The organism is Corynebacterium coyleae (genome assembly GCF_030408635.1).
In the GTDB taxonomy this organism is placed as follows: domain Bacteria; phylum Actinomycetota; class Actinomycetes; order Mycobacteriales; family Mycobacteriaceae; genus Corynebacterium; species Corynebacterium coyleae.
Genome location: NZ_CP047198.1, coordinates 2,439,917 through 2,461,597 on the forward strand (window position 1 = coordinate 2,439,917; position 21,681 = coordinate 2,461,597).

26 protein-coding genes and 2 pseudogenes are annotated in these 21,681 nt (G+C 60.3%); 6 read left to right on the plus strand and 22 right to left on the minus strand.

Annotated elements, in window-relative coordinates; genetic code table 11:
* Positions 1 to 16 precede the first annotated feature (16 nt).
* A complete protein-coding gene (locus tag CCOY_RS11750) occupies positions 17 to 1,753 on the minus strand; it encodes an RNA/DNA-binding domain-containing protein (RefSeq protein ID WP_092100977.1) in 1,737 nt (578 codons plus the stop codon).
* Between the two features lie 264 nt (positions 1,754 to 2,017).
* On the opposite strand from CCOY_RS11750, the gene CCOY_RS11755 reads away from it, so the two are divergent.
* The 3 genes from CCOY_RS11755 to CCOY_RS11765 all read left to right on the plus strand — a co-directional run bounded on the left by CCOY_RS11755 (position 2,018) and on the right by CCOY_RS11765 (position 3,724).
* A complete protein-coding gene (locus CCOY_RS11755; RefSeq protein ID WP_070771137.1) occupies positions 2,018 to 2,473 on the plus strand; it encodes a hypothetical protein in 456 nt (151 codons plus the stop codon).
* Positions 2,474 to 2,735: 262 nt separating this feature from the next.
* On the plus strand, positions 2,736 to 3,173 hold the full coding sequence (locus CCOY_RS11760; RefSeq protein ID WP_070771136.1) for a hypothetical protein: 438 nt from the start codon (positions 2,736 to 2,738) through the stop codon (positions 3,171 to 3,173).
* Between the two features lie 131 nt (positions 3,174 to 3,304).
* On the plus strand, positions 3,305 to 3,724 hold the full coding sequence (locus tag CCOY_RS11765; RefSeq protein ID WP_070422079.1) for a DUF488 domain-containing protein: 420 nt from the start codon (positions 3,305 to 3,307) through the stop codon (positions 3,722 to 3,724).
* On the opposite strand, the gene CCOY_RS11770 is transcribed toward CCOY_RS11765, so the two are convergent.
* The 5 genes from CCOY_RS11770 to CCOY_RS11790 form a co-directional block, all read right to left on the minus strand.
* The gene (locus tag CCOY_RS11770) at positions 3,721 to 4,224 is read right to left on the minus strand and encodes a flavodoxin domain-containing protein (protein ID WP_070422080.1); all 504 of its coding nucleotides are present in this window, start codon (positions 4,222 to 4,224) and stop codon (positions 3,721 to 3,723) included. The genes CCOY_RS11765 and CCOY_RS11770 overlap by 4 nt on opposite strands.
* A 17-nt stretch (positions 4,225 to 4,241) precedes the next feature.
* The gene (locus tag CCOY_RS11775) at positions 4,242 to 5,510 is read right to left on the minus strand and encodes an amino acid permease (protein ID WP_143028435.1); all 1,269 of its coding nucleotides are present in this window, start codon (positions 5,508 to 5,510) and stop codon (positions 4,242 to 4,244) included.
* 431 nt (positions 5,511 to 5,941) lie between these two features.
* Positions 5,942 to 6,199: a hypothetical protein gene (locus CCOY_RS11780; protein ID WP_070422082.1), complete on the minus strand. Its 258-nt coding sequence runs from the start codon at positions 6,197 to 6,199 to the stop codon at positions 5,942 to 5,944.
* A gap of 13 nt (positions 6,200 to 6,212) precedes the next feature.
* A complete protein-coding gene (locus CCOY_RS11785; RefSeq protein ID WP_083316681.1) occupies positions 6,213 to 7,454 on the minus strand; it encodes an inorganic phosphate transporter in 1,242 nt (413 codons plus the stop codon).
* Between the two features lie 144 nt (positions 7,455 to 7,598).
* Positions 7,599 to 8,960: an SLC5/6 family protein gene (locus CCOY_RS11790; RefSeq protein ID WP_092100982.1), complete on the minus strand. Its 1,362-nt coding sequence runs from the start codon at positions 8,958 to 8,960 to the stop codon at positions 7,599 to 7,601.
* Positions 8,961 to 9,217: 257 nt separating this feature from the next.
* On the opposite strand from CCOY_RS11790, the gene CCOY_RS11795 reads away from it, so the two are divergent.
* The gene (locus tag CCOY_RS11795) at positions 9,218 to 9,664 is read left to right on the plus strand and encodes a hypothetical protein (protein WP_070840759.1); all 447 of its coding nucleotides are present in this window, start codon (positions 9,218 to 9,220) and stop codon (positions 9,662 to 9,664) included.
* Positions 9,665 to 9,745: 81 nt separating this feature from the next.
* On the opposite strand, the gene CCOY_RS11800 is transcribed toward CCOY_RS11795, so the two are convergent.
* From CCOY_RS11800 to CCOY_RS11850, 11 genes are all read right to left on the minus strand, one after another.
* Positions 9,746 to 9,961, minus strand: coding sequence for a type II toxin-antitoxin system Y4mF family antitoxin (locus CCOY_RS11800; protein ID WP_070840758.1), 216 nt, complete (start codon positions 9,959 to 9,961; stop codon positions 9,746 to 9,748).
* A gap of 125 nt (positions 9,962 to 10,086) precedes the next feature.
* Positions 10,087 to 10,737, minus strand: coding sequence for a Fic family protein (locus CCOY_RS11805; protein WP_092100983.1), 651 nt, complete (start codon positions 10,735 to 10,737; stop codon positions 10,087 to 10,089).
* Between the two features lie 242 nt (positions 10,738 to 10,979).
* Positions 10,980 to 11,228: a helix-turn-helix transcriptional regulator gene (locus tag CCOY_RS11810; protein WP_070840756.1), complete on the minus strand. Its 249-nt coding sequence runs from the start codon at positions 11,226 to 11,228 to the stop codon at positions 10,980 to 10,982.
* Between the two features lie 13 nt (positions 11,229 to 11,241).
* A complete protein-coding gene (locus CCOY_RS11815; protein ID WP_070422087.1) occupies positions 11,242 to 11,550 on the minus strand; it encodes a type II toxin-antitoxin system RelE/ParE family toxin in 309 nt (102 codons plus the stop codon).
* Between the two features lie 205 nt (positions 11,551 to 11,755).
* Complete coding sequence (locus CCOY_RS11820) at positions 11,756 to 11,890, minus strand: hypothetical protein (RefSeq protein WP_256365574.1); 135 nt, start codon at positions 11,888 to 11,890, stop codon at positions 11,756 to 11,758.
* Between the two features lie 67 nt (positions 11,891 to 11,957).
* Entirely contained in the window at positions 11,958 to 12,278 is a 321-nt protein-coding gene (locus CCOY_RS11825) for a hypothetical protein (protein ID WP_070820098.1), read from the minus strand.
* 52 nt (positions 12,279 to 12,330) lie between these two features.
* The gene (locus CCOY_RS11830; protein ID WP_244268652.1) at positions 12,331 to 13,095 is read right to left on the minus strand and encodes an SDR family NAD(P)-dependent oxidoreductase; all 765 of its coding nucleotides are present in this window, start codon (positions 13,093 to 13,095) and stop codon (positions 12,331 to 12,333) included.
* A 30-nt stretch (positions 13,096 to 13,125) separates the two neighbouring features.
* Positions 13,126 to 13,344: a helix-turn-helix transcriptional regulator gene (locus CCOY_RS11835; protein WP_070771129.1), complete on the minus strand. Its 219-nt coding sequence runs from the start codon at positions 13,342 to 13,344 to the stop codon at positions 13,126 to 13,128.
* Between the two features lie 103 nt (positions 13,345 to 13,447).
* Positions 13,448 to 14,125, minus strand: coding sequence for a hypothetical protein (locus CCOY_RS11840; protein ID WP_092100989.1), 678 nt, complete (start codon positions 14,123 to 14,125; stop codon positions 13,448 to 13,450).
* A gap of 84 nt (positions 14,126 to 14,209) precedes the next feature.
* On the minus strand, positions 14,210 to 14,434 hold the full coding sequence (locus CCOY_RS11845) for a helix-turn-helix transcriptional regulator (RefSeq protein WP_034996602.1): 225 nt from the start codon (positions 14,432 to 14,434) through the stop codon (positions 14,210 to 14,212).
* Positions 14,435 to 14,657: 223 nt separating this feature from the next.
* Complete coding sequence (locus tag CCOY_RS11850; RefSeq protein WP_070422092.1) at positions 14,658 to 15,044, minus strand: hypothetical protein; 387 nt, start codon at positions 15,042 to 15,044, stop codon at positions 14,658 to 14,660.
* Positions 15,045 to 15,168: 124 nt separating this feature from the next.
* On the opposite strand from CCOY_RS11850, the gene CCOY_RS11855 reads away from it, so the two are divergent.
* Positions 15,169 to 15,747, plus strand: a complete 579-nt coding sequence (locus CCOY_RS11855; protein ID WP_167594478.1) for a DUF4357 domain-containing protein — start codon at positions 15,169 to 15,171, stop codon at positions 15,745 to 15,747.
* Positions 15,748 to 15,750: 3 nt separating this feature from the next.
* On the opposite strand, the gene CCOY_RS11860 is transcribed toward CCOY_RS11855, so the two are convergent.
* The 3 genes and pseudogenes from CCOY_RS11860 to CCOY_RS11870 form a co-directional block, all read right to left on the minus strand.
* Positions 15,751 to 16,053 (minus strand): GmrSD restriction endonuclease domain-containing protein, encoded by a 303-nt coding sequence (locus CCOY_RS11860; RefSeq protein WP_244268653.1) that lies wholly within the window; start codon positions 16,051 to 16,053, stop codon positions 15,751 to 15,753.
* On the minus strand, positions 15,947 to 17,389 hold the full coding sequence (locus tag CCOY_RS11865) for a DUF262 domain-containing protein (protein WP_244268654.1): 1,443 nt from the start codon (positions 17,387 to 17,389) through the stop codon (positions 15,947 to 15,949). The genes CCOY_RS11860 and CCOY_RS11865 overlap by 107 nt, the downstream gene beginning before the upstream one ends.
* Positions 17,390 to 17,449: 60 nt before the next feature.
* Positions 17,450 to 18,620 (minus strand): annotated as a pseudogene (locus CCOY_RS11870) (IS256 family transposase).
* A gap of 118 nt (positions 18,621 to 18,738) precedes the next feature.
* Here CCOY_RS11870 and CCOY_RS11875 point away from each other — a divergent pair.
* Positions 18,739 to 19,395 (plus strand): annotated as a pseudogene (locus tag CCOY_RS11875) (transposase family protein); the annotation flags it as partial.
* Between the two features lie 257 nt (positions 19,396 to 19,652).
* Here CCOY_RS11875 and CCOY_RS11880 read toward each other — a convergent pair.
* Both CCOY_RS11880 and CCOY_RS11885 read right to left on the minus strand, forming a co-directional pair.
* Positions 19,653 to 20,546 (minus strand): ornithine cyclodeaminase family protein, encoded by an 894-nt coding sequence (locus CCOY_RS11880; RefSeq protein ID WP_167594479.1) that lies wholly within the window; start codon positions 20,544 to 20,546, stop codon positions 19,653 to 19,655.
* Positions 20,547 to 20,565: 19 nt separating this feature from the next.
* Positions 20,566 to 21,675, minus strand: a complete 1,110-nt coding sequence (locus tag CCOY_RS11885; protein ID WP_167594480.1) for a DUF3322 domain-containing protein — start codon at positions 21,673 to 21,675, stop codon at positions 20,566 to 20,568.
* Positions 21,676 to 21,681 lie beyond the last annotated feature (6 nt).

Below are 21,681 nucleotides of genomic sequence, written 5' to 3' on the forward strand. Positions count from 1 at the left end.
ATTGTTTCGCGCACCGTTAAGCGCGAATCCAGCGGGTGCCGCGGCCACGAGGGGGACCTTCCGGATCAATCTTTGCCCTACCGAGGCTTCGAAGGTGTCGCAGGATTCTGCCCGCCTCTGCAACGCTGACGCCAGTTTGATCGGCGATGTCGGCGGACCGGAGGGTTTCGCCGTCGAGAAGCTTTGCTTCGATCCATTCCTGAATACTTACCGTTGCCAGTTCGCCAGCCTGGCCCAAGTTGAGAAGTTTCCGAGCTTCGCCGCTGAGTGTCCATTCGTTTACGTCGGCTACGGAATCGAGGAGGCCGCGTTCCACAAGGTCGTCCATGAGCTCCCTGACCTCAAGCGATGTGAGCTGGGTTTTCTGCACTGCGGTCGTTGCCGTGATGAGTGCTGCGGAGTTGAGGTGCCACAACACAATCAAGGACGCCACACTATCGACGACAACCTCCCCGTAACGCTTCGACAGCCGCCTCAGCCCCTTGATGAAGTCCACGTCCGGTTTCTGCGCAGCCAGAACCACTTGGACGTTCACGTCGGTCGCGATAACCTCCGGCTCACTGCGTCCGGTACGGATCATGGTCGCCCACATACGGTCAAAACCACGAGAGCTTTCTTCCGCCAAGCCGAGCGTGCGCATTGCCGCCATCAGCCGGTTGTTCCGCGGAACCGAGGACGTAGATAGGAGTTTGTCCCGGGTCACACCTGGCGGGAGTGGGCCAGGGGAGGTGACTTTAAGCGTTCGATTGGACTGCTCGACAACCACCGGGCCGGGCAGTCGCCAGTCGCGGTGAATGAATGCATTCGCAACAACTTCATCAACCGCTTGTTCCGGAAAACGGCTGATGGCAACTTCTTCACCGTCGTCAAACTGGACCCGTTCAATCTCAGTGTCACCGTTTTCGGCGATCAGTCGGCGAAGGCGTGGCAGTGCCAGCAGGACCGGGTCGGAAATCAACGTCGCTCGGGGTTCCTCACCCGGCAACGTCCGCCAAAGGTGGCGCACAACCACGTCCGTTGGTTCTTGACTGGCCAGGAGAATTTCGCCGGCACGTTTAAGTTTGCCGTCGTCACGCAAAAGCCCAAGTTCCCGCAACAGTCCCGTTGTGGTCTGAGGGACGGCAGCATCGAGGCCGCGTGTCCTGCGGTGTTGGCGGAGCATCCTGCGTGCCTCTTCAACTACCGCTAACGGCAAGTCGTCTATCGAGATATCGGCTGGTCCGTTTGAGTAGTCCGGGTTGCGACGTGCCGCGTCGATAGCGCGACGCTCCTCTTCCGTCATCTCCTTGCAGGAAAATTGGCCGTCTGCGGTGCGCTTCTTCGCGGCGCCGTCGCTACGCGTGTACAACGCCCGCGCTTCAGGGACGTGAATAACAACGAGCCTTGCGCCCCACGCATCCAACGTCGTGACCTGGACGTTCATGTTGGGATTGGTCTTGACGAAGATCCGGTGAGTGATCTTTTCTTCATCCAGTTTGGTACCCGTAAACGCTTCCCTCCCGGGAACCTTGTCGGCGACACCCACCACGATGTACCCCATGGCTGCTTCCCCGTTCGCCATGCAGACGGCCTCATCCACCAACTTGTCGACGAACCGCTCCCTCTCCGCCTGTCCTCCTCCTCGAGCGGCGGGGTCCTCCTTGAACTCCAAGATGAGCGACTCCTGCGAGTCCGCCGTTGCCCCGTCATTGATCGCCTGAAGCGCATCACGCACGTTTGGGAGAAGATCATCCCAGGCAGATTCTGTAACCATGGTGCGATTGTACATTTCCCCAGGGAATTGTTTTCGGGGCCGTTTTTGGGATTTGAAAGATATAGAAAAGATATAGCGGGCTTGCGGGCAGGCATCTACAGACGTTTCCCCAGGTCAGAGAATTGTTCCGATATCTTTCTATATCTTTCGGAATTGTTTCCTGCGCATTTATTCGCCCCAAAATGTCCCTACATTACAAATTAATAACGACAACTGGCTATATTGATAGCTGTTCATAACTCCCCTCTAAGACTTGGAGCTCCCGTGAAGAAGATCGCCGCAGCCACCCTGGCAGCAACCATGACCCTTTCCCTCGGCGCTGTTCAGGCCAACGCCGCAACCAACGAGATGCGCGGCACGGGCGACGACCGCGTCTGCGTTCTGACCCTCGATGGCCAGAAGAACAAGATCGAGGTCGCACCGGCCAAGGTTGACGAAAAGGTCAAGGACATCCTCCCGGACAACACGAACGGCCTGGTGCGCACCAGCGCTGACCTCGGCCAGGCTTTCGGCTCCTCCGACCAGGAGCTCATCAACGGCGCCAACAACCTCGAGGCCATCGACGCCTGCAAGAAGGGCGTGGACTACAAGACCGCCGATATGACCGCGGGCAAGAAGGCTGCCATCATCGGCTCCACCGTGCTCGCTGTGATCTTGGCAATCGCTGGTCTGGCATCGCCGTTCGTCGGCCCGATGATCCAGCAGTTCCTCCCGCGCTAATCTTTGCGACGACACCAAGCGGCCGTTCCTCACCGAACGGCCGCTTTTTCGCTGCCCGGCGCCGATAGTTGGTGCGCCCCCAGTTGTCCGCAATGCGGAGTCCGCAATGCCCGTGACACCTGCGGCACCTGCGGTGCCTGCGGTGCCCCGAACAGGGGTGACGAAATTCCCTTTCGGCGACCGTAATTGTCACCCGCCATACATGGGAATATCTTCATAAGTGGAACCTGTTTTTCCCCTGTCCAAGAATTGGAGTTTCCCTGTGAAGAAGATCGCCGCAGCCACCCTGGCAGCAACCATGGCCCTTTCCCTCGGCGCTGTTGACGCCAACGCTGCGTCCAACACGATGTCCAACCTCAACCACAATTGCCGCGTTGTCACCGCCATGGGCATCGATAACATCACTCCAGACACTGCCCAGGAGTACCTGAAGATGAATCCGGAGCTCGATGCAAAGGTTGTAGGCTCCGCAGACATGGCCGAGGCCTTCGGCTCCAGCGACTCCGCAACCATTGACGGCCGCGAGACCTTTAATGCATACAAGGCCTGCGCTAACCGGGAGAACTACCAGTCCCAACCGATGACCGACACCAAGAAGGCCCTGGTCATCACCGGCACCGTCATCTCCGCTCTGGTCCTGATCGGTGGCGTTCTCGCCCCGGTCGTCGGCCCGATGATCCAGCAATTCCTGCCGTTCTAATTTCGATATAGAACACCAAAGCCGCTCCGGCGAATACCGGAGCGGCGTTTTCGTTGGCCACGACCAATCGTTGGTACGGACCCAATTGTCCGCAATGCGGAGTCCGCAATGCCGCAACTAGCCTCGCGGGTATGCACCTTTTCACCATTGGATACAGCAAGAAGACCGCCGAAGAATTCTTTGACATTCTGCGTGACAACGACATCAAGCAGGTCGTCGATATCCGGCGCCACAACTCGAACCAGCTCGCGGGCTTTACTAAGCAGTCCGATCTGCCGTGGTTCCTCGACACCATCGCGGGCATCGGCTACACCCACGAACTCGCCCTCGCGCCCAGCGAGGACCTCATGCACGCCTACCGCAAGGAGGGCCTGCCGTTCGAGGAGTTCGCGAAGAAGTTGCGGGCAGAGTTCGACGAGCGCGCGATGCCGAAACTTGCCGACGCCTCCGTGCTCCTCTGCTCAGAACCCGACCCCGACGTCTGCCACCGTTCCGTGGCGGCGGACTACCTGGCCGAGCAGGACAGCGATGTCGAGGTCGTGCACCTTTAAGCGTCCGCTTGACGACGAACCCATGCCACCACCGGGTCCAACGCCGCAAAGGCCACCCAGTCGGTGTCTTTGCCGTACATATCCACGGTGTCCTGCTCGGAGGCGCTGAGGTTACCCTTGGCCTTCAGCGCGGTGACCAGCCCGCGCATCACCATCTTGTGCTTGAGCGACAGCCCTGAGTAGTTCATCCGGCCCGGCAGGTAGAAGCGGGTGACGGAGTCGGCACGTTTGCCGAGAAGACCTGCCGCCGGGTCGGTCTCGGGCGCTGCCGTAGACATGCACACGGTCACCAGCGCCACCGGCACGTCGGCCGGCAGCGACTTCACAAACTTCGCGCCGGCGTGCGACGGGCCGTGGATGGGGGAGAGGACCACCACCGGCCCGTCGATTGAAGGCGAGGTGGAGGGAATCGGCTGCGCGGTGTCGTCGAGAAGCGATGCGAGCTCCTCGGCGTACTCGCGGGTCGAGCCATAGACGGTGGAGTAATAGATCCGAACCATGACTCTTATTGTGTCACCTAACCGGCGAACATCTGCCAGATGGCGACGCCCATGATGATCACACCGAGAACGAACACGAAGATGGTTTCGGGCTTGTTGGCAAAGCGGCGGAATGCCTTGGCGTTGCGGAAGAGCAGCATCGGCACGATGTACACCAGGAAGGCGATGAATACGCCGTCGACGACAGAGATCAGGTCCAGGATGGACGGGTTGACCACGGCTGCAGCAACGGTGGTGACGAACACGAAGACGTAAATGCCCCAGCGCATTGCCTTGGGGCTGATGCGGTCCGCGAACTTCGGGGCGACGGCGCGTACCAGGTAGGTGGTGCCTTCCTCCGCGCCCATGACGTGGCCGAAGTAGGACGAAGCGATCGCGCACAGGGCGACGATGGGGGAGAGCACCGCCAGGAACGGCGCGTGGGTTTCGTTGGCCAGGTAGGACAGGACCGGGATGTTCGCTTCGCGGGCGGCGTCCATGCCGTCGGCACCGAGTGCGAGACTGCAGGACCAGACGAAGAACATGGTGAAGCCGACGAGCATGATCGCGGAGATGGCTTCGATCTTGGAGACGAGCTTTTCGGTGGCCTTCTCGTCGCCATCGAAACGCTTCTGCGCGTCGAGGGCCGCCTGGGAGATCGCCGGCATGTGGCTAAAGGAGAACACGAAGACCGGCAGGATCAGCAGCAGCGCCTGCCAGGTTGGGGTGTCGGACTGGTAGGAGCGGAAGCTGGCCAGGTCCCACTGGGGGATGAGGTAGATGGACACGGCCGCGAGCGCGATGATCAGCGGGTAGACCAGGATGTTGGCAAACGCCAGGGTGGCTTTCTTGCCCATGGCGTAGGCGCCGGTGAGCACACCCACGCACAGCGCTGCCATAACCCAGCGCGGAAGCTGCGGCCCGCCCAATTGGTTGACCAGGAAGCTGTCCATCGTGTTGGTGATACTCACGCCGTAGATCAATACGATGGGGTAGATGGACAGCCAGTACATCAGGCCCGTCATCAGGCCACGGGTGCGGCCGGACAGGGCGGTAACCACCTGCAGGACGTCGAGGCCCTTCACCGGGGAGGCCGACACGATGCGCGAGTAGGTGCGGTGCGACATGAACACCATCGGCAGCGCCAGCAGCGAGATGAAGATGAGGGGGAGGATGCCGAACGAGCCGGCGTCGATAGGCAGGAACAGAATGCCCGCGCCCACTGCAGTACCGAAGAGGGTGATTGCCCAGGACAGGGTGCCGCCGTCGGGCGCGTCAGCGGCACGTTCGGCCTTGATTTGCCGCATGTCCGCATCTGTCAGATGTTTTAAGTTAAATTCACGCGCTGGTGTGGTCAATGTCGCCTTCCTCGTTAGGGGGTGTCATACGCCACACGGATCATAGACCACGCCTTTGCTTATCGACGAAAAACGCCCGCGGCCCCAAACCTCAGGGACGCGGGCGTACATGCCGTTTACCGCTTATGCGCGGGGGAGGACTGCCAGCGGGGACACGTCGATGTGCGTGGCAAGGCCACGGTCCTCATCGCGGAACCACGCGCGAATCTGGTCGAACAGGTTCATCATGCGGGTTCACCTCCTTTCAAAGCGTGAAGGTTGTTCACCTTCCGTTCATCTTGAGGCAACCCTAGGCCGGGCCAAATAGTTTGTCAACACCAACGATTGGCCCGTGCGAATAATCCCTGCATACGCACTAAAAATTAATGTGACGCATGTGACTAGAGGAACGGATATGGGTCCCATCCGGTGAAGTACTCAATGCGCTCGCGAGCGATCAATAGAATCGCCGCAACCACCGCCACCAGCACCACAGCCAGGAACACCCAGCCGATCACCCGGCGCGCACCCACGGGTGCCGTGCCGTCCTCCTCAGGCGACAGGAAGTGGATGCTCAACGAGAACAACGCCGGCAGGCCAGCGCCGAGCAGCAAGCCGGTGCCGAGCACCATCAACAGAGACTTCAGAATTTCAAGCATGACCTATACCTCTTTACTGGTGGTCCAGGCCGCGGGTCGTATCCACGATATGGGCGGGTTCGCCGCGGTGGGGGGTGGTGGGTTCGTCGATAAGCGAGTCGCTCTCCCAGTCATCGTTGACATTGTCGCGGTGCACCGGCTCGCGCTGCGCCACGATGAACATGTAACCGCCGCAAATCACAAGCACCACTGCCAACATGATGCCGCCCCACACGGGGTCGCCACCAAGATCCGAGACCCAGCGGGCTGCCCACCAGGTGACGAACGCGACGAACGCGGCGATCGGCAGGGTGGTGATCCACGCGATGGCCATGCGGCCGGCAACGCCCCAACGCACCTCGCCCTTCGGGCCCGTCAGGCCGGAGCCCATGATGGAACCGGTGGCGACGTGGGTCGTCGACAAGGCCATGCCCAAGTGCGACGACGTCAGAATGATCGCCGCCGACGACGTCTCCGCAGCCATACCCTGCGGCGGGTGAATCTCCACCAGACCCTTGCCCAGGGTGCGGATCACGCGGAAACCACCCGAGTAGGTGCCAATCGCGATCGCAAGCGCACAGGACGCCTGGATCCAAAACGGCATCGTGTGATCCGAATCAAACTGACCCGCGGCCACCATGGCCAGGAAGATCACACCCATGGTCTTCTGAGCATCCGACGTACCGTGCGCCAACGCCACCAGCGACGCCGTGCCAATCTGGCCCCAACGGAAGTAATTGTCGCGGTGCTCCTTCTCCGCATTCGACGTCAGGCGGTACACCAGCCAGGTGCCAATCATTGCGACGAGACCAGCCACGAACGGCGCAAACAACGCCGGCAGGATGATCTTGTGCAGCACGCCGCCCCACACGACGCCCTGCCAGCCAATCGCCGCGATCGCCGCGCCAATCAGGCCGCCGAACAGCGCGTGTGACGACGACGACGGGATGCCGTACAGCCACGTAAACAAGTTCCACAGAATGGCGCCCGTCAGGCCCGCGAACACGACCAGCAGGAGCCGCTCCGACTCAACCGTGTCGCTGAGGTCAAACACGTCTAGCTTCACAATGCCGTTGGCCACGGTCTTGGCCACCGCTACCGACAAGAACGCGCCGATGAGGTTCAAAATGCCAGCCAACGCCACAGCCGTCTTCGGCTTCAACGCGCCAGTAGCAATCGACGTCGCCATCGCATTCGCGGTGTCATGGAAGCCGTTCGTGAAATCAAAAAACAGCGCCACAACAATAATTAGGACGAGGAGGATAGTGATGCTCACATCCTGGCATTATGCGCCCTAATTAGCACTTAAGAAACTCACGGTCGCGCCATTAACCTCCCGTTTACCAAGCCCTTTGGTGCTACTTTGCTTTACCTGGGGGTTTCCGGTCTACGGCACCTAGCGTTCACCTTCTGGGGGTAGTTAGCCGGCCACGATGTTCCACACGGTGACACCCATGATCACCAACCCCACCACGAGCACAAAGATCGTGTCCGGGCGACGCGCGTAGTGCTTAAACGCCACCGCCTTATGGAACAGCAACACCGGCATGATGTAGACCAAGAACGCAACGAAAATACCGCCGACCACCGAAATCATGTCCAGAATCGACGGGTTCGCCACCGCCACCAACACCGCGGTGACAAAGACGAAGATGTTGACGGACCAGCGCAGGGTGGTCGTCGATACGCGAGACGCAAAGCCCGGCGCGACCACGCGCACGAGATAGCCGGTGCCCTCCTCCGTCCCCAGGAGGTGACCGAAGTACGACGTGACAATCGCAGCGATGGCAATGATCGGGCTCATCCACGCCATGAACGGCGTATCCGTCTCATTGGCCAGATACGACAGCACCGGCACATTCTGCTCGCGCGCCGCATCCATACCCTCCGCGCCGAGCGACAGCGCGCACGACCACACGAAAAACATAGTGAACGCCACCAGCATCAGCGCCGTGACCAACTCCACCTTGGACACCTCACGCTCGACAGCCTCAACGTCGCCGTCCTTCTTCTTCTGCACATCCAACGCGAACTGGCTCAACGCCGCCATGTGGCTGAACGAAAACACCAACACCGGCAGAATCAACAGCAGGCCCTGCCACACCGGAACATCCGACTCGTAGCCACGGAAACTGGCAAAGTCCCACCGCGGAATCAGATACAACGACACCGCCGCAAGCGCAATGATCAGCGGATACACCAGTGCGTTCGCGATCCACAGCGTGATCTTCTTGCCCAACGCATAGGCACCCGTCATGATGCCCACCGACACCGTGGCCAGCACCCACCGGTCCACCTGCGCGCCACCCAACTGATTGACGATGAAACTGTCCAGCGTGTTCGTAATCGAAATGCCGTAAATCAACACCGTGGGATAAATCCCCAGCCAATACAGCACCGCCGAGGCGAACCCCCGCTTGCGGCCCGTCAGCGCCGTAATCACCTGCAGCACATCCAGGCCCTTCACCGGCGACGCCGCCACAATGCGCGCATACGTCCGATGCGAGAAAAACACCATCGGAGCAATGAGCAGCGTAGCGACGACCAACGGCCAGAACCCGAAACTACCCGCATTAATCGGCAGAAACAGGATGCCCGCACCCACGCCGGTACCGAAGAGCGTGATCACCCAACGCATAAACGAACCGTCTGGTTCGTCGCCCTCACGCTGCTCCTTGATCTGGTCGATATCCGCGTCGGTGAGGTTCTCCGCGTCGAACTCGTCACGCGCGAGTTCCAGGTGTTCATCGCTGTACTGCTCCGGCAGGTCCGCGTTAGTCATAAAGAATTACGGTACAGGCGCCTCCGGCACGCTGCGTGTTTTTGTGCGGTGGGGTTGTCGGTGGTTCGTGCGGAACGCCAAGGTGAGTCGGGGGCGTTTCCGTTCATATGCAGGGCTCGATATGCGTAAGTGCCGGTCAGAGCGTTTTCCGAAATTTCGGCCGATTTTCCCAGAAACACCGTGACCAGGGGTTACGCATATCGAGACCTGCATATGAAGCCTGGAAAGGCAGCACGGGAGCCGGTACGCTCGGCCCCATGACTCAGTCAACCCGCAGCGCATCGCTTCACGACGACACCACCACCGACCGCCTCACCCAATCCGCCATCGCCGGCACCCTGGTCGCGGTCCCCGACTACGTCCGGTCCACCCCGGGTCGCATCTTCGCGTGGACGGCGATCCTCGGCGCGTACGCGGCGGCGGTGGCGAAGTTCGACACCGTCTACGAGGACACCGACCACGACGTCACCGCCAAGGTGGAGGAGAAGCCCGACACCACGAACCCGAAGGTCACGTGGGGGCTGCTCGCCGGTGGGATCGCGCTGAATGCGCTGGGCCTGCGCCTGCACGTTGTCGTCCAGACGAAGCTCGCCCGCGCACTCGAGCGCCGGGGCGTGAAGAAGCCGCACACGTTGCTCGGCGCCGCATTTGCAGCGCTGATGTTCGCGGCGCTGGAGGCCGCCGCACGGGTCAGGCAGGGGTAGGGGTTCGCGCTGCCCGGAATCAGCGCTTCCGATTCTTCGGCTAGGTAGTCACCGACCGGAGCCGAGAGGGATCCGCGGAACTCACAACAGATCACCCCTATGCACCACAGGCTCAAGGTCGTACCCCAGCACCGCGAGCACCTCCATGGCCTTCCCGATTTCCGCAGTCGGCTTGCCGTGCTCGAGTTCCCTAAGGAACCGGTCTGAGACGTCGGCAAGTTCTGCGACTTCAAGCTGCGTCAGCCTGCGCTCCTTACGTTGGGCGCGTACAAAAGCGCCAAGCGTCTCAATGTCCACGTGCCACTTCTCCTTGCCAAACGTGTGCTTTTTCGGAGCGTTCGCACCGAATTCGTTCCGTTAGGCCGCGAGTTTAGCGCAGTTTTGTTCGTTTCGGTGCGCTCATTCCGGTTCTTGGGTTCGGTCTACGGGCATTGCTTTGCGACGACCCCACGCCCCAACAACAAATCTCTCACCGGCCCATCCTCGCCGAACATGTAGAACCGGGCGAGCAGGTCGTTGAAGTGCTCGGTGACGGACGGGTCGTCCTCGTCGAAGGGCGCGGTGAGCAGGAAGGGCGACTGCTGGGCGAGAAGATAGCCATTCGCGGCGAAGATCGCAGTTCGCTTGTTACCATCCTCGAACGGTTGCGCGCGGGCGACCTGGAGGAATAGGTCGACGGAGGCGTGTTTTGGGTCGGGGTGGTTGAGGGCGTCGTCGATAAGAGTGTCGAGCTCTGAGTCGGAGAGCGCCGGCGGTTCGTGACGCCCGTAGCGAGTGCGCACGCCAATACCCTGGTCGTCGGTACGCAAACTGCCCGGGTTGAGCGCCGCGCTCCGCGTGAGTTTTGCGTTGATGCGCTTCAGATACGACGCGTCGACGCTGGTGGCGGGGGTGTTAAGGATGAATTCACCGGCGGATTTGAGGTCTTCAAGCAACGCGAGGTCGCTGCGTCCGCGCACGCCGGTGGTGTCGCCGGTTTCGAGGAAACGGCCCGTGGCGGGCCTGCTGGTGGACAGGTTGTCGAAGACAACACCCGCGGTGAAGATGACGCTGAGTAACTGCGTGACGTTCATGGGCACCTTCCGGGACAGCGGCGAAGACGGACAGCACCGAGTGTAGGGGCGGATGCCTATCTCGGTCTGCAGCTACAAGCTCTGCAACAAGATCCTCGGTACTCAAGCTGAGTCAGCCTCCGCCCCTTACGTTGGGCACTTACAGGAGCGCCGAGCGCCTCAATGTCCACGTGTCACTTCCTCTTGCCAAATGTTTGTCTTTGCGGAGCGATCACGCCGAATTCGTTCCGTTAGTCCGCGAACTACTGAGTGCGCCGCAGGTACGTGTCCTGCAGGTTCAGCCACAGCTCTGCCGAAGTTCCCAGCGCCGCACCGACGAGGGCTGCTGATTCTCTCGTGAGCTCGTGTTGCCCTGAAATCAACGCTTCCACAAACGTCGTTGGCTGGCCCAGAATTTCTGCAAAGTCTTCTTCACTCCAGCCGCGCGCTTCCAATTCTTCAGCCAGGTAGTCTCCGACCGGAAAAGCTTCGGCCAGTGGTTGAGTAGTCATCGTTCACCTCCCATTAGTGGTAGTCGACCATCTCGATCACAACTACGATGCGTCTATCTTCATCTGTCTCAAACCGAATGACAAGGCGAAATTGCCTGTTTAATCGAATCGATGAGGTACCGACTCGATCGCCTCGAAGTTGCTCGAGTCTTAAGGACTTCAGCGCTCGCAAATCTCTTTCGTCACTGACATTTGCAAGTACCTGAATCTTGCGACGAAAGGCTCGCACCAGCTCGGGAGACCAACGCTTTGGCTGGAACGTGGAATCTTCGGCAAGGCGTTTAAGGATCTTGTCTTCGAAACGAATTCTCACGCAGACCATGACTCCGTCTGGTGAAAACACCGGCCGTTTGAGAACTTGCCTAAATTACGCGTTGGCCCGCTTGCCCACCCTTTTCTCCCCATGAGAAGAAGTGTAGAGAGCGATCTACGGTCTGCATAGCCTCTGACTGCTCATTTGAGTGAACACTTCCCCGCGGAAAACCGCACCAAACGAATAAAGTGCTAAACAAGCAGCGCTTGGGGGTTCACACGCAAGACGCGCCGATGCTGGCGACCTCGCTCGACTGGAGGAACCGACCTGTCGCGAGCCAGCTGGTGGACAGATTGTCGAACACGACACCCGCGGTGAAGATGACGTCGCGGAGCTGCGTGACGTTCATGGGCACCTTCCGGGACAGCGGCGAAGACGGACAGCACCGAGTGTAGGGGGCGGATGCGAGGGGTCAGTTACTCCTCGTCTGGCAGTGGCTCACCGTATCCGGTGAGAAGGCAGAGTGTCGAAAGGTTGTTGTAGATCTCGATACGTTCCGCCTTGAACTTCCAGCACAACGTGCCGAATAGGTCGCCAGGGTTCACGCCTTCTTTGCTTTTGGCCACGAACAGGTGGGCAAGACGGTTGGCGAACTCTTGGTCGTGCCCCTCCACGGTTGCTCCGCCGCCCGCTGTTCTGCGGTCGGAGTAGATAACGTTCCATCCACCGTTGGGCGACTCGATAACCGCAACCTCACCAGCCCCCGAGACAAGACCATATGGAAGATAACCAGCCATTGCTACTCCTCGTGACGCTGACCCGTAATCATCTCGTCCCGCGCAGCTACGTCTAGTAGACCTTGTTGGTTCCGCCATCCACCATGAGTGTTTGGCCGGTGATGTAGCGGGCGTCGCGGCTAAGCAAGAATGCGACGACCGGGGCGACGTCTGTCTCTGGGTCGCCGAAACGACCGAGCGGGATGCGCTGCAGAGACTGCTGGTAGAGCTCCGGGAATGCCTCGGACCACTTCTGCACGCCCTCGGTTAGCGCCATCGGACCGACGACGTTGACGCGAATGTCGTCCTTCGCCCACTCGTTGGCTACCACGCGTGAAAGGCCACGAATCGCTTCCTTAGCTGCCGCGTACGCCGCCTGGGTGGGCTGGCCGACAATGCCGGCGCCGGAGGCAAAGTTCACGATCGCGCCACCGTTGTCTTTAAGGTGCGGGTAGGCAGCAAGCATGAAGTTCTTGGTGGCCTCGAAGCCGGTGCCGAAGGACAGGTCCCAGTCCTCCTGCTGCAGATCGGTGAATGGCTTTTGTCGCGACGCGTGTGCGTTGTTGACCACGCCGGTGAGCTTGCCAAACTTCTCCACCGCAAGTTTTACGGCCTTCTTCGCGGTCTCCGGTTTGCTCACGTCGCCGTTGAGGAAGACAACGTTGTCCCCGAGGTCGTTCTCGAGGGCGGCGCCGGCGTCGTCGTTAATGTCTACGGCCACTACCTTCGCTCCACGTGCGACGAGAGTGCGCGAGATTGCCCCGCCGATACCTGCCGCGCCGCCGGTGACCACGGCAACCTGATCCTGCAACTGCGTGTTCATATCTTGAGTGCTCATGAACCCGAGTGTAGGGGCGGATTGGCGAGGTTACCCGTGCCTCCACGCAAGAAATGTGTCTTGCAGATTGAGCCACAGCTCTGCCGAGGTACCACGTGCTGCTCCGACCAGCTCAGCGGATTCCCGCGTAAGCTCCCGCTCGCCCGAGATGATCTCTTTAACAAAGCGCGTCGGCCGTCCCATGATCGCGGCGAAATCTGCTTCGCTCCAACCACGTTCTTCTAATTCCTCCGCGAGGAAATCTCCCACTGGGAACGATTCTGCCAAAGGTTGAGTAACCATTGTTCACCTCCGTCAGTGAACCATCGGAGGACCGTCAGTGGACCTCCAGTGGCCACTGACGATACCGCCGCTACGCGGGCCACATCCCCCAACTGCTGAACCGGTGCCGGTCTACCGCCTCCTCCACGGCATACACCATGTCCCGAAGGGCACCGTACCCCGCGAGCTTCGCCTCCAGGTCCACGATCAATTGCAGGCCATCGACCCACATCTCCATAACCACGCGCGGTTCCGCCGTCCCCGGCGCGAACAGCGGCAGCGGGAAGTACGCTGAGCCGGAGTCTTTACCGATTTCACTGCCATCCACCTCGCTGCATTTGTAGTTCAGGCCCATCTCTGCCAGGCCGTCACCAGCCAATTCAGCGCTAGGTTCTGGGAACTCAACCTCTCGGATTTCCACCCGCATCGCGCGATCCGCCTCGTCCGCATAGGAGAGAGGTTGCGGCAACACGCGTGAGATGGTGTCGCAAATCGGCCCCATCATGTCCAGACGTCCGGCGTCGGCGCATTCCCGCGCGGAGATCGCGAGCCCGTATACGCCAGCAAACCGCAGTTCGTGCGCGAGTGCCTCCCCGCTGATCTCCACCATCAACCTGGCCGCCGATTCCTCAGACCGCCCCAGTGCCTGACGGAGGTCGTTCTTTTCAGCCGCTAACTTGGCTGCCTCGAGAATGTCCGAGAAGAGATTGATGGAGGTGCTCATGCCGAAGATACCATTAAGCGTCAACGCTTCAGGCAATAGCTCCATGCCCGGCAGTTTCAAAACTTGGCGGCCTCAAACAGTTGGTGCGTACCTACTTGTCCGCAATGTGGAGTCCGCAAGGGGCGACGCTCAAAATCGCCCCAGCTCGTCAGCTCTATGCACGACGGGTTCAAGGTCGTACCCGAGCACGGCAAGAACGTCGATCACCTTGCCAATCTCGGCCGTCGGCTTACCGTGCTCCAGCTCCCGAAGGAACCGGTCCGACACGTCGGCAAGCTCGGCGACCTCCAGTTGGGTCAGCCTCCGCTCCTTACGCTGGGCGCGCACAAAGCTGCCGAGTGCCTCTATGTCCACGTGTCACGTCTCCTCGCTGACCGTATGCTGTTACGGAACGTTCGCACCGAATCTGTTCCTATAGGCCGTCAGGTTAGCGCAAAACAGCGCATTTCGGTGTGTTCGCTCCGACTTGGAGGCAAGCGCCCTCAATTTCAGATCGGCACGTTCGTTTCGCCGAGGGCAAGCTCGCAGGGTGGCCTCGGCCGCATACACGCAGCGATCTGCCTATCTACGCACCGGCTTAGCCCAGCGGCGCGTAGCCAAAGTCACCGCGCTGCACCTGACTGCGGGCATTCGGGTCGAAGGTTGCGCACAGGGCTGCCGCCACGTAGCGCACACCGCCTGCCGGCGAAGAGGAGCCGACGCGCTCGGCGCAGTTCTCCAGGGCTGGCAGGCCGATACTCTCCCCGGGCGAAGTCATGGAGAAGAAGGACGCGGCCATCATGGTGTTGCCATCGGCGCGCACGTATTCCGAAGAGCCCTTAATAGCTTGCCAAGCAATCGCCCCGACGGGATCGGTGCGGAACTGGTCCCGCTCAGTAGGGGTCAGCTCGGCGTTAGCAGCAGGCGCGGACAGTGTTGTGATGAGTAGTGCTGCTGTTGCAGCAAGGAGAGGAAGCTTTTTCATAGGAACACTCTATCTCCCGCGCCACAGTTCTTCTTGGCATTGCCGACCCCGGCTTAACTGATGGCGCTGCGCAACTGTCGAATCTCGGCAGGCCCCACACGGCGCAATGCGGAGTCCGCAAGGGTTGACCCATCGGCGACCTCCGTCACCTCAATCTGAGTCAGGATTACGCTCAACCCAAGCGGAGCTGGACGAGTTTATCGAAAACACCAACCTCATCATCAGCGCTCTGGGCATTTCCGCGTTCCAGCCGAAGGCAACTTCGTCGAAGGCTCGCACCTCGACCAACACGGCTGCAGCCCCGACGCACCCGAGCGACGACGAAGAACCGGTCTTCGAACTCACCGTTCTCAGCCAAGGTGTTCAGGGCTTAGGCCAGCGCACCGCTTCCGGTTTCCTCGTCCTGGAGGGATCCACGTTGCGCCCAGAGCTGCGTCCCAGCGCCCCGCGAGGGGTCCACGCCACCCGGGAACGCTACGCGGACCAGATCCAAGACAACACGCTGACCTCAGACTTGGAGTTCACCAGCCCGTCCGCCGCAGCGGCGTTTCTGGTGGGCGGTGCAGCAAATGGCAGAACGATGTGGCACCTGCAGGAAGAACCAACTACCACGTTGGCGGCTTGGGAAGACCGCGAGGGCGACGAAGCCGACCAGCAGGCAGCGCCAATCGGCCCGCTCACACCACCGACCGAAACACACTAAGCCTTAGGACAAATCCCACTCCCGCGCCAGAGTCCCCACCAGATATTTCTGACGGTCGGCGATAACTTCAGGTGTCCACACGGGTTCCTTCAGCACTTGCGTGGTGAGGGCGAATACCGCCACTCCCTGATCAGAGGTGAAGTATTTGTCCTTCTTCACGGCGAAGTCGTAGTTTTGTGCTCGAGAATTGGAACGGCGGTTAAGCAGCAGCAAGTTGCCTAGGCGGTGCGTCCACTGCTCCGCGTCCTCCTCGGAGAAGTCCTCGCGCCCATTGACTCTCCTGCGGAGGGGTCTGGGGGAGTACATGCTCGACAGTGATGATGCGGTGGTCGTATGACGCGCCTGGGTCCTGGGCGAGAACCGAATCGAGTCGCAGCAAAACATACTTGCGCACGCGGGTTGCCAGGTAAAGCTCACCGTCGATGCGGTCGAGCGTCTCTCTTCGCTCGGCATCGGAGAGCTCGAATGCGTCCGCTTGGAGGCCGTCACCCTCGACGAGCTGTTTCAGCAGCTCCATGTAGCGCTGCTGGCGTGGAGTGGCATAGACTCGCCGCAGCAGCATACTTGCCGCCAATCGTTCGAGTTTGGACATGAATTGCACCAGGAATTCGACGTCTTCCCCGTGTTCTTTGAGTGCCCACAAGGCTGGCGGGCGCCAGTCGTCGTTATCAAGCTGGTCCAGCCGTTTCAGCCAGTTGTTCAATTCCTCCCAACGTGGATCATCACCGTGAAAATCCTGGGCAAGCATTCGGATGTCTGCCTTCGCGTACGGCTCGAGCACCTCGCGGATGAAGCCTTTCCCATTGTCGGGCAAGTATGCATTGAGCACCTGGTCGGGAAACTCCTGTAACAAACCCTTCACAGCACGAGTACGAGACTTTATCGCGCGGATGTACAAGAACAGGTCGCCGAACTGCTTGCGCCCGAGTTCCTCCTCGAGGTTCTCCCACACCTCAGCGTGCTGTTGTTTTTCATATTCCGCGATTGAGCCAATCACCTGGGATTTGAAGATGTCCTGAGGAGACAACGGAAGCCCTCGCGCATTCATCACTGAGAAGATCCGGTACGCGCTATTCAGGTCCGGGGTGGACACCGTCACCAGGTATGCGCGAGCGGCAATGAGCTTGAACAGCTGGGTCAACTGTTCCTGGTCCCACTCGACAAGTGCCTCGTGTAAAGCCTTTGCGTTGTTGCGGATTCTCTTCTGAGAATCGGTCCCTACAGCGTTGTCGCTGAGCCCGATAAGCGCCTGGGTTGCACCGGGCGTTTGCACATAGGTGCGGAAGAAATGTGTGTCACGCGGTCGGATGTTCAAACGTGGCTTGGCAGGCACGTTGTCCCATTCCAACGCCTCGCTCTCGATGAGTTTGTGGATCGACTGCTGCAAGCTTTCTTTGTCCACGAGATCCCGCAATAACGCCAGAAGGATCGTCAACGTAGTCAGTCGTTGCTGACCGTCGATGACCTCAGAGCGCGGACTGCCAGGGGCTTTGACTAACACGATCGATCCGAGGAAATACGGCTCATCTGTGTCACGCTCCAACGCACCGGACAGATCGGACAACAGTTGGAGGGCTTCCTCGGCTCCCCATGCGTACGGGCGCTGGTACTCCGGAATCTCGAATTCGTAATCGCCGGTCAAGTCCCGTGTAGTGGTGTAGCCGTTTGTGCTTTCGGCTCGGTATGAAGTTCGGGGTTTGGATTATGCGGTTAGCTGGTGGTGGTCGTCATGGTCACCTCCAGTTTGGTGCATGAGGTGTTTGGTGTGTTCGAGTGCGGATAGTGACATGTAGCGTTTTTGTTGGATCCAATCGTCGTGCTGTTCGGCAAGCACCGCGCCAACAGGCCGGATGACCGAGTCGCGGTTCGGGAAGATACTCACGACATCGGTGCGCCGGCGGATCTCCCAGTTTTACCGCTCGGCGGGGTTCTTCGACCACACCTTCCTCCAGATACGCCGGAACTTCCAGTAAATCAACTACTTCGCGGGCTTGTCGCCAGGTGGATTGGGCGTCGGGTTGTTGGAAGATTGTCTGGAACATCGCAGAGACCATCGGCCACTGTGTCTTGGGGACTTTTTCGTAGAGGTTCTTCGCGAAATGAGTCCGGCACCGCTGCCAGGATGCATCGGGCAGCACTTCAGATATCGCGTGCTGGATGCCCTCATGAGCGTCACTGGTGATAAGGAAGACACCGCGAAGTCCGCGGGCTTTTAAGTCTTGGAAGAAGCCTTTCCACGATGCGTTGGATTCCGCGGTGGCAACATGCATACCGAGCATTTCGCGGTACCCGTCGGCGTTGACCCCAGTGGCAAGCAGTACGGAGCATTTGACTACCCGGCCACCTTCACGGACTTTGATCGTGAGTGCGTCGCACGACAGGTAGGCATACCCGCCGGGGTCGAGTGGGCGGTTTTTGAAATCTGCGACCATCTCGTCGAGTTCTTCCGACATGCGTAAGCCTTGCGATTTCGACATGTTGGAAATGCCAAGGGTTGCCACCAGATCGTTCATTCGGCGGGTGGAGACTCCTTTGAGATAGCACGTCGCGATCACGGTCGATAGTGCGCGTTCCGCTCGTGAGCGGCGCTCGAGCAGCCAGTCCGGAAAGAACGCGCCGTGGCGCAGCTTTGGTACCGCCACGTCGATCGTGCCGACACGGGTGTCGAGGTCGCGGTGGCGGTACCCGTTGCGTTGGTTGACCCGCTCGGTGGAAGCAACACCGTACTCAGCGCCGCACACGGTGTCGGCCTGGGCGGAGAGGATCTGGTTGATAAACCCTTGCAGCATCTGGCGCATCAGATCCGGCGACGCTTGGGCCAGCAAATCATCCAGATAGGTTGTCGGGTCGATAGAATGCGGTGCAGCGGTCATCGTCATGTGCCTTTCGGTGAGATGTGGTAGTTGAGTCGAAAGGTTACTGACGGTGGCCGCCCACTATTTTCAAGGGCCCACCATCAGCAAGGGTTACACCACACTAAGGGACGCAACCTGCCTCGTCCACGCCCAACGCAGAGTACGCCGCTACACCACCTCACGACCACGCACTGATGCTGGCCGCACCATCTACCAACTCGCACTGAAACTCACCCGCATCACCACCCTGGACGAGGCTGCACAATGGGGTGCACAACTGCAAGAGTTTCACACGCTCTACAAGGATTGGCTCAACGAAAAGACACAGGTCAAAGACCCGAAAACAGGCAAAGACACACTCGTGTGGACCCATGTCAACGTGCGCAAGGCCTACAACAGCCTCAACCACCTGTGGCGCAATGACCTACTGTTTGTCTACCTCAAGCCCCCGAAAGACGTGCTTAAGCCGCATCGGATCAAATCCACCACCAACAGCCTTGAAGGCGGCATCAACGCCCAGCTGAAGCTCCTTGCGAGAACTCATCGCGGCAGACGCGGTGAGCACCAACGCAAAATGCTGGATTGGTGGCTGTATCTGAAAACGGAACTGCCTGGCGATCCAATACACATCGCCAGACAGTCCAACTGGGGCCAAGACCAACTCGCCAAAGTTACAACCCTGACCCGAAACGAGAACCAAGCCGACTATGAAACAGGACGACCAGCCCTCTACGACAACGGTATCGATACCGAGTACACACACTCAATCGGCATCCAAAAAGGCCACATCTAACCCCCGCGACACGCCGATAGCAGACACACTTTTTGAGCCTTAACCCGCCTTAACCCGCACTTCATCATCCATATAAATAAAACTAGCCGCCTCCCCGTACGGAGAGGTCGGCTAGTCGTGATGGGATAGAGAATAGTGTTCGTCCCCCTCTTCCACAACCCATTACCCCCGGGCCACCCCTCGCCTAAACGTTCCCAACTCTTGGACGCTAGGAATCTAAGAGCCTTTTTCAGCCCCCGAATGTTTCACGTGGAACATCACGATGCCGCTGCGGCCAGCGCCCGCGCCACCGCCAAGTCCTCCCACGGCATGCCGACCGTCTTAAACACGATGCGTCGGCTGGTGTCCAGCGCAACATCGCCACGGACCACGTCGGCCATGGACACGACGTCGTCCCACGAGAGTGCGCCTTCCTCGACCGCGATGGCAACGTCGCCGGCCTCGCCCTTGGCGGCGCCGACGTCTTCGACGATCACCTGCGCGCCTGCAAGGACGTCAGTATCAAGCTCGCGCGTGTCGGTGGTGTGGGCGCCGACGGCGAGGACGATGGCGCCGTCGCGAAGATGCTCGGCGCTCAGGATCGGAGAAGGGGAGGAGGTTGCGGTGACCACGAGTTCAGCGCCGGCCACCGCCTCGTCGGCAGCGGACGTGCCCGCCTCAGCCCAGGGATAGGCAAAACCGTCCGGGCGAGTCCGGGAGACGAACGTGCAGGAGACGTCGAGGACGTCCTCGAGCGTGGCGGCGTGGCCAAGGCCCTGGGCGCCGGTGCCGAAGATGACGGCGTTTACGGGGTCGTCGAGAAGCGAAAGCACCCCAGCGACGGCGACGGCGGGGGTGCGGAGGGTGGTGAGCGCGGCGGCGTCGATAAGCCACTCCGGCGTGAGCGTTTCGCCGCCCATGAGCAGGTACGAGCCCTGGATCAACGGGACATCCACGGTCGAGCCCGGCGGCTGGATGCCGAGCACCTTCACGCCGACCGCACCGTCGAGCGCCGACGGAAGCAGGTGCATCTCGCCGTGGGGGAGGCCGACCTTTTGGCGCTGCGAGTCAGTCGCGGGGTCGAAGCCGCTGAGCAGCGCGTCGCGCACGGCCTGGACCGCGGCGGCGGGGGAGAGGGTGGCCATTGCTTCGTCGTAGTCCACGTAGCGCATGGCGGCCAGTGTAGAGGAGTTACACGGCTCCATCTCGGGATGGCCGATCCCACAACGGAGCTAACTGTGGCAGTGAGAGCGCCCAGTCCAGGGATACACGCTCCTGTTCGAGCCGTTTGTTCCCTGATGCGATCAAGAACCGCCGTGCACGTTCCTCCTCCTCGGTGAGGCGGGGGAGCACGCGTGCAGTATCCCCTGGGTCAGCGACTGCGAGGTGGAGGAACCTCTGCACGGTGTCAATGTCCATCGCTGCGCTGACTACCGAAACGGAGCACCCGTCGGCAGACAAACGGGTACGCACAGTGTTCAGGATGGCGTAGCCGTCCGCGTCCGCATCGCCCCAGTACACAATCTGCCGCGCTTGACGGACCCACGGCAGCTCGTGGAGCGCGCCGGCGGTGTACCCCGCACCCCAAACCAGCACCACGTTTGAGCCTTCGGGCGTGTGCGGCAGTGCGAGGAACGTCTCCTTGTTCTCGACGACGAGCACCCTAAGGTCATCCGGGAGCGCAAGCGAGCCAAAGGGAACGGACACATCGACAAGCCCTGGCGCCGGTGCCAACGAAAAATCCAAGAACCGTACCCTCATCATGCGGTCGCCCTCGGCGAGCCCGAGGTCGTTCACCCCAAGGAGCCGTTGCAGCAATCTCCGGTGCGTGGCGATCCACTTCGTGTCCAGACCTTCGATAGGCACCGCACGCGGACGCAGGCCGGATTGTGGTTTCACGTGAAACCAATGCAATGCGAGGCAAAGTCGGTTGAAATCTTCCGCTGAAAGCGCAATCCACGCTGAATTGGTGCGAGCAGCACGCTCCCGGAACTCCGAACTGTCGGGAAACAGCTGAATCAGACGCGCAAACCTTTCGCGAGCCAGGGCAACTTCCCCAGCACGCCCGACCACCTCTGCTACGCGATCCCATCCGGACAACATCAGTCGCACCGGCACGTCGTGTTTGCCCAAGCCCGCCCAGGAACGCGTAGCCCACTCCACCTCACCTGCGGGTTCCCATGCTTGCCAGGTGCGGACGAATTCGCGGGCGCGGGTTTCGTCGTCAAGCACCTGCGCACGAGTCGGGGGTTTCAGAGGAATGGACACCTCGACGGGTTCGTCGAGGAGCAACTGCTCCATATTGAG

Coding starts and splice junctions, on each gene's coding strand:
- CCOY_RS11850 (WP_070422092.1), bottom strand. CDS start 15,044: ATGAAAAAGCTTCCTCTCCTTGCTGCAACAGCAGCACTACTCATCACA.
- CCOY_RS11765 (WP_070422079.1), top strand. CDS start 3,305: ATGCACCTTTTCACCATTGGATACAGCAAGAAGACCGCCGAAGAATTC.
- CCOY_RS11885 (WP_167594480.1), bottom strand. CDS start 21,675: ATGGAGCAGTTGCTCCTCGACGAACCCGTCGAGGTGTCCATTCCTCTG.
- CCOY_RS11860 (WP_244268653.1), bottom strand. CDS start 16,053: ATGTACTCCCCCAGACCCCTCCGCAGGAGAGTCAATGGGCGCGAGGAC.
- CCOY_RS11825 (WP_070820098.1), bottom strand. CDS start 12,278: ATGGCTGGTTATCTTCCATATGGTCTTGTCTCGGGGGCTGGTGAGGTT.
- CCOY_RS11805 (WP_092100983.1), bottom strand. CDS start 10,737: ATGAACGTCACGCAGTTACTCAGCGTCATCTTCACCGCGGGTGTTGTC.
- CCOY_RS11750 (WP_092100977.1), bottom strand. CDS start 1,753: ATGGTTACAGAATCTGCCTGGGATGATCTTCTCCCAAACGTGCGTGAT.
- CCOY_RS11775 (WP_143028435.1), bottom strand. CDS start 5,510: ATGCGGCAAATCAAGGCCGAACGTGCCGCTGACGCGCCCGACGGCGGC.
- CCOY_RS11790 (WP_092100982.1), bottom strand. CDS start 8,960: ATGACTAACGCGGACCTGCCGGAGCAGTACAGCGATGAACACCTGGAA.
- CCOY_RS11810 (WP_070840756.1), bottom strand. CDS start 11,228: ATGACTACTCAACCACTGGCCGAAGCTTTTCCGGTCGGAGACTACCTG.
- CCOY_RS11820 (WP_256365574.1), bottom strand. CDS start 11,890: ATGAACGTCACGCAGCTCCGCGACGTCATCTTCACCGCGGGTGTCGTG.
- CCOY_RS11795 (WP_070840759.1), top strand. CDS start 9,218: ATGACTCAGTCAACCCGCAGCGCATCGCTTCACGACGACACCACCACC.
- CCOY_RS11840 (WP_092100989.1), bottom strand. CDS start 14,125: ATGGAGCTATTGCCTGAAGCGTTGACGCTTAATGGTATCTTCGGCATG.
- CCOY_RS11815 (WP_070422087.1), bottom strand. CDS start 11,550: ATGGTCTGCGTGAGAATTCGTTTCGAAGACAAGATCCTTAAACGCCTT.
- CCOY_RS11780 (WP_070422082.1), bottom strand. CDS start 6,199: ATGCTTGAAATTCTGAAGTCTCTGTTGATGGTGCTCGGCACCGGCTTG.
- CCOY_RS11770 (WP_070422080.1), bottom strand. CDS start 4,224: ATGGTTCGGATCTATTACTCCACCGTCTATGGCTCGACCCGCGAGTAC.
- CCOY_RS11830 (WP_244268652.1), bottom strand. CDS start 13,095: ATGAGCACTCAAGATATGAACACGCAGTTGCAGGATCAGGTTGCCGTG.
- CCOY_RS11880 (WP_167594479.1), bottom strand. CDS start 20,546: ATGCGCTACGTGGACTACGACGAAGCAATGGCCACCCTCTCCCCCGCC.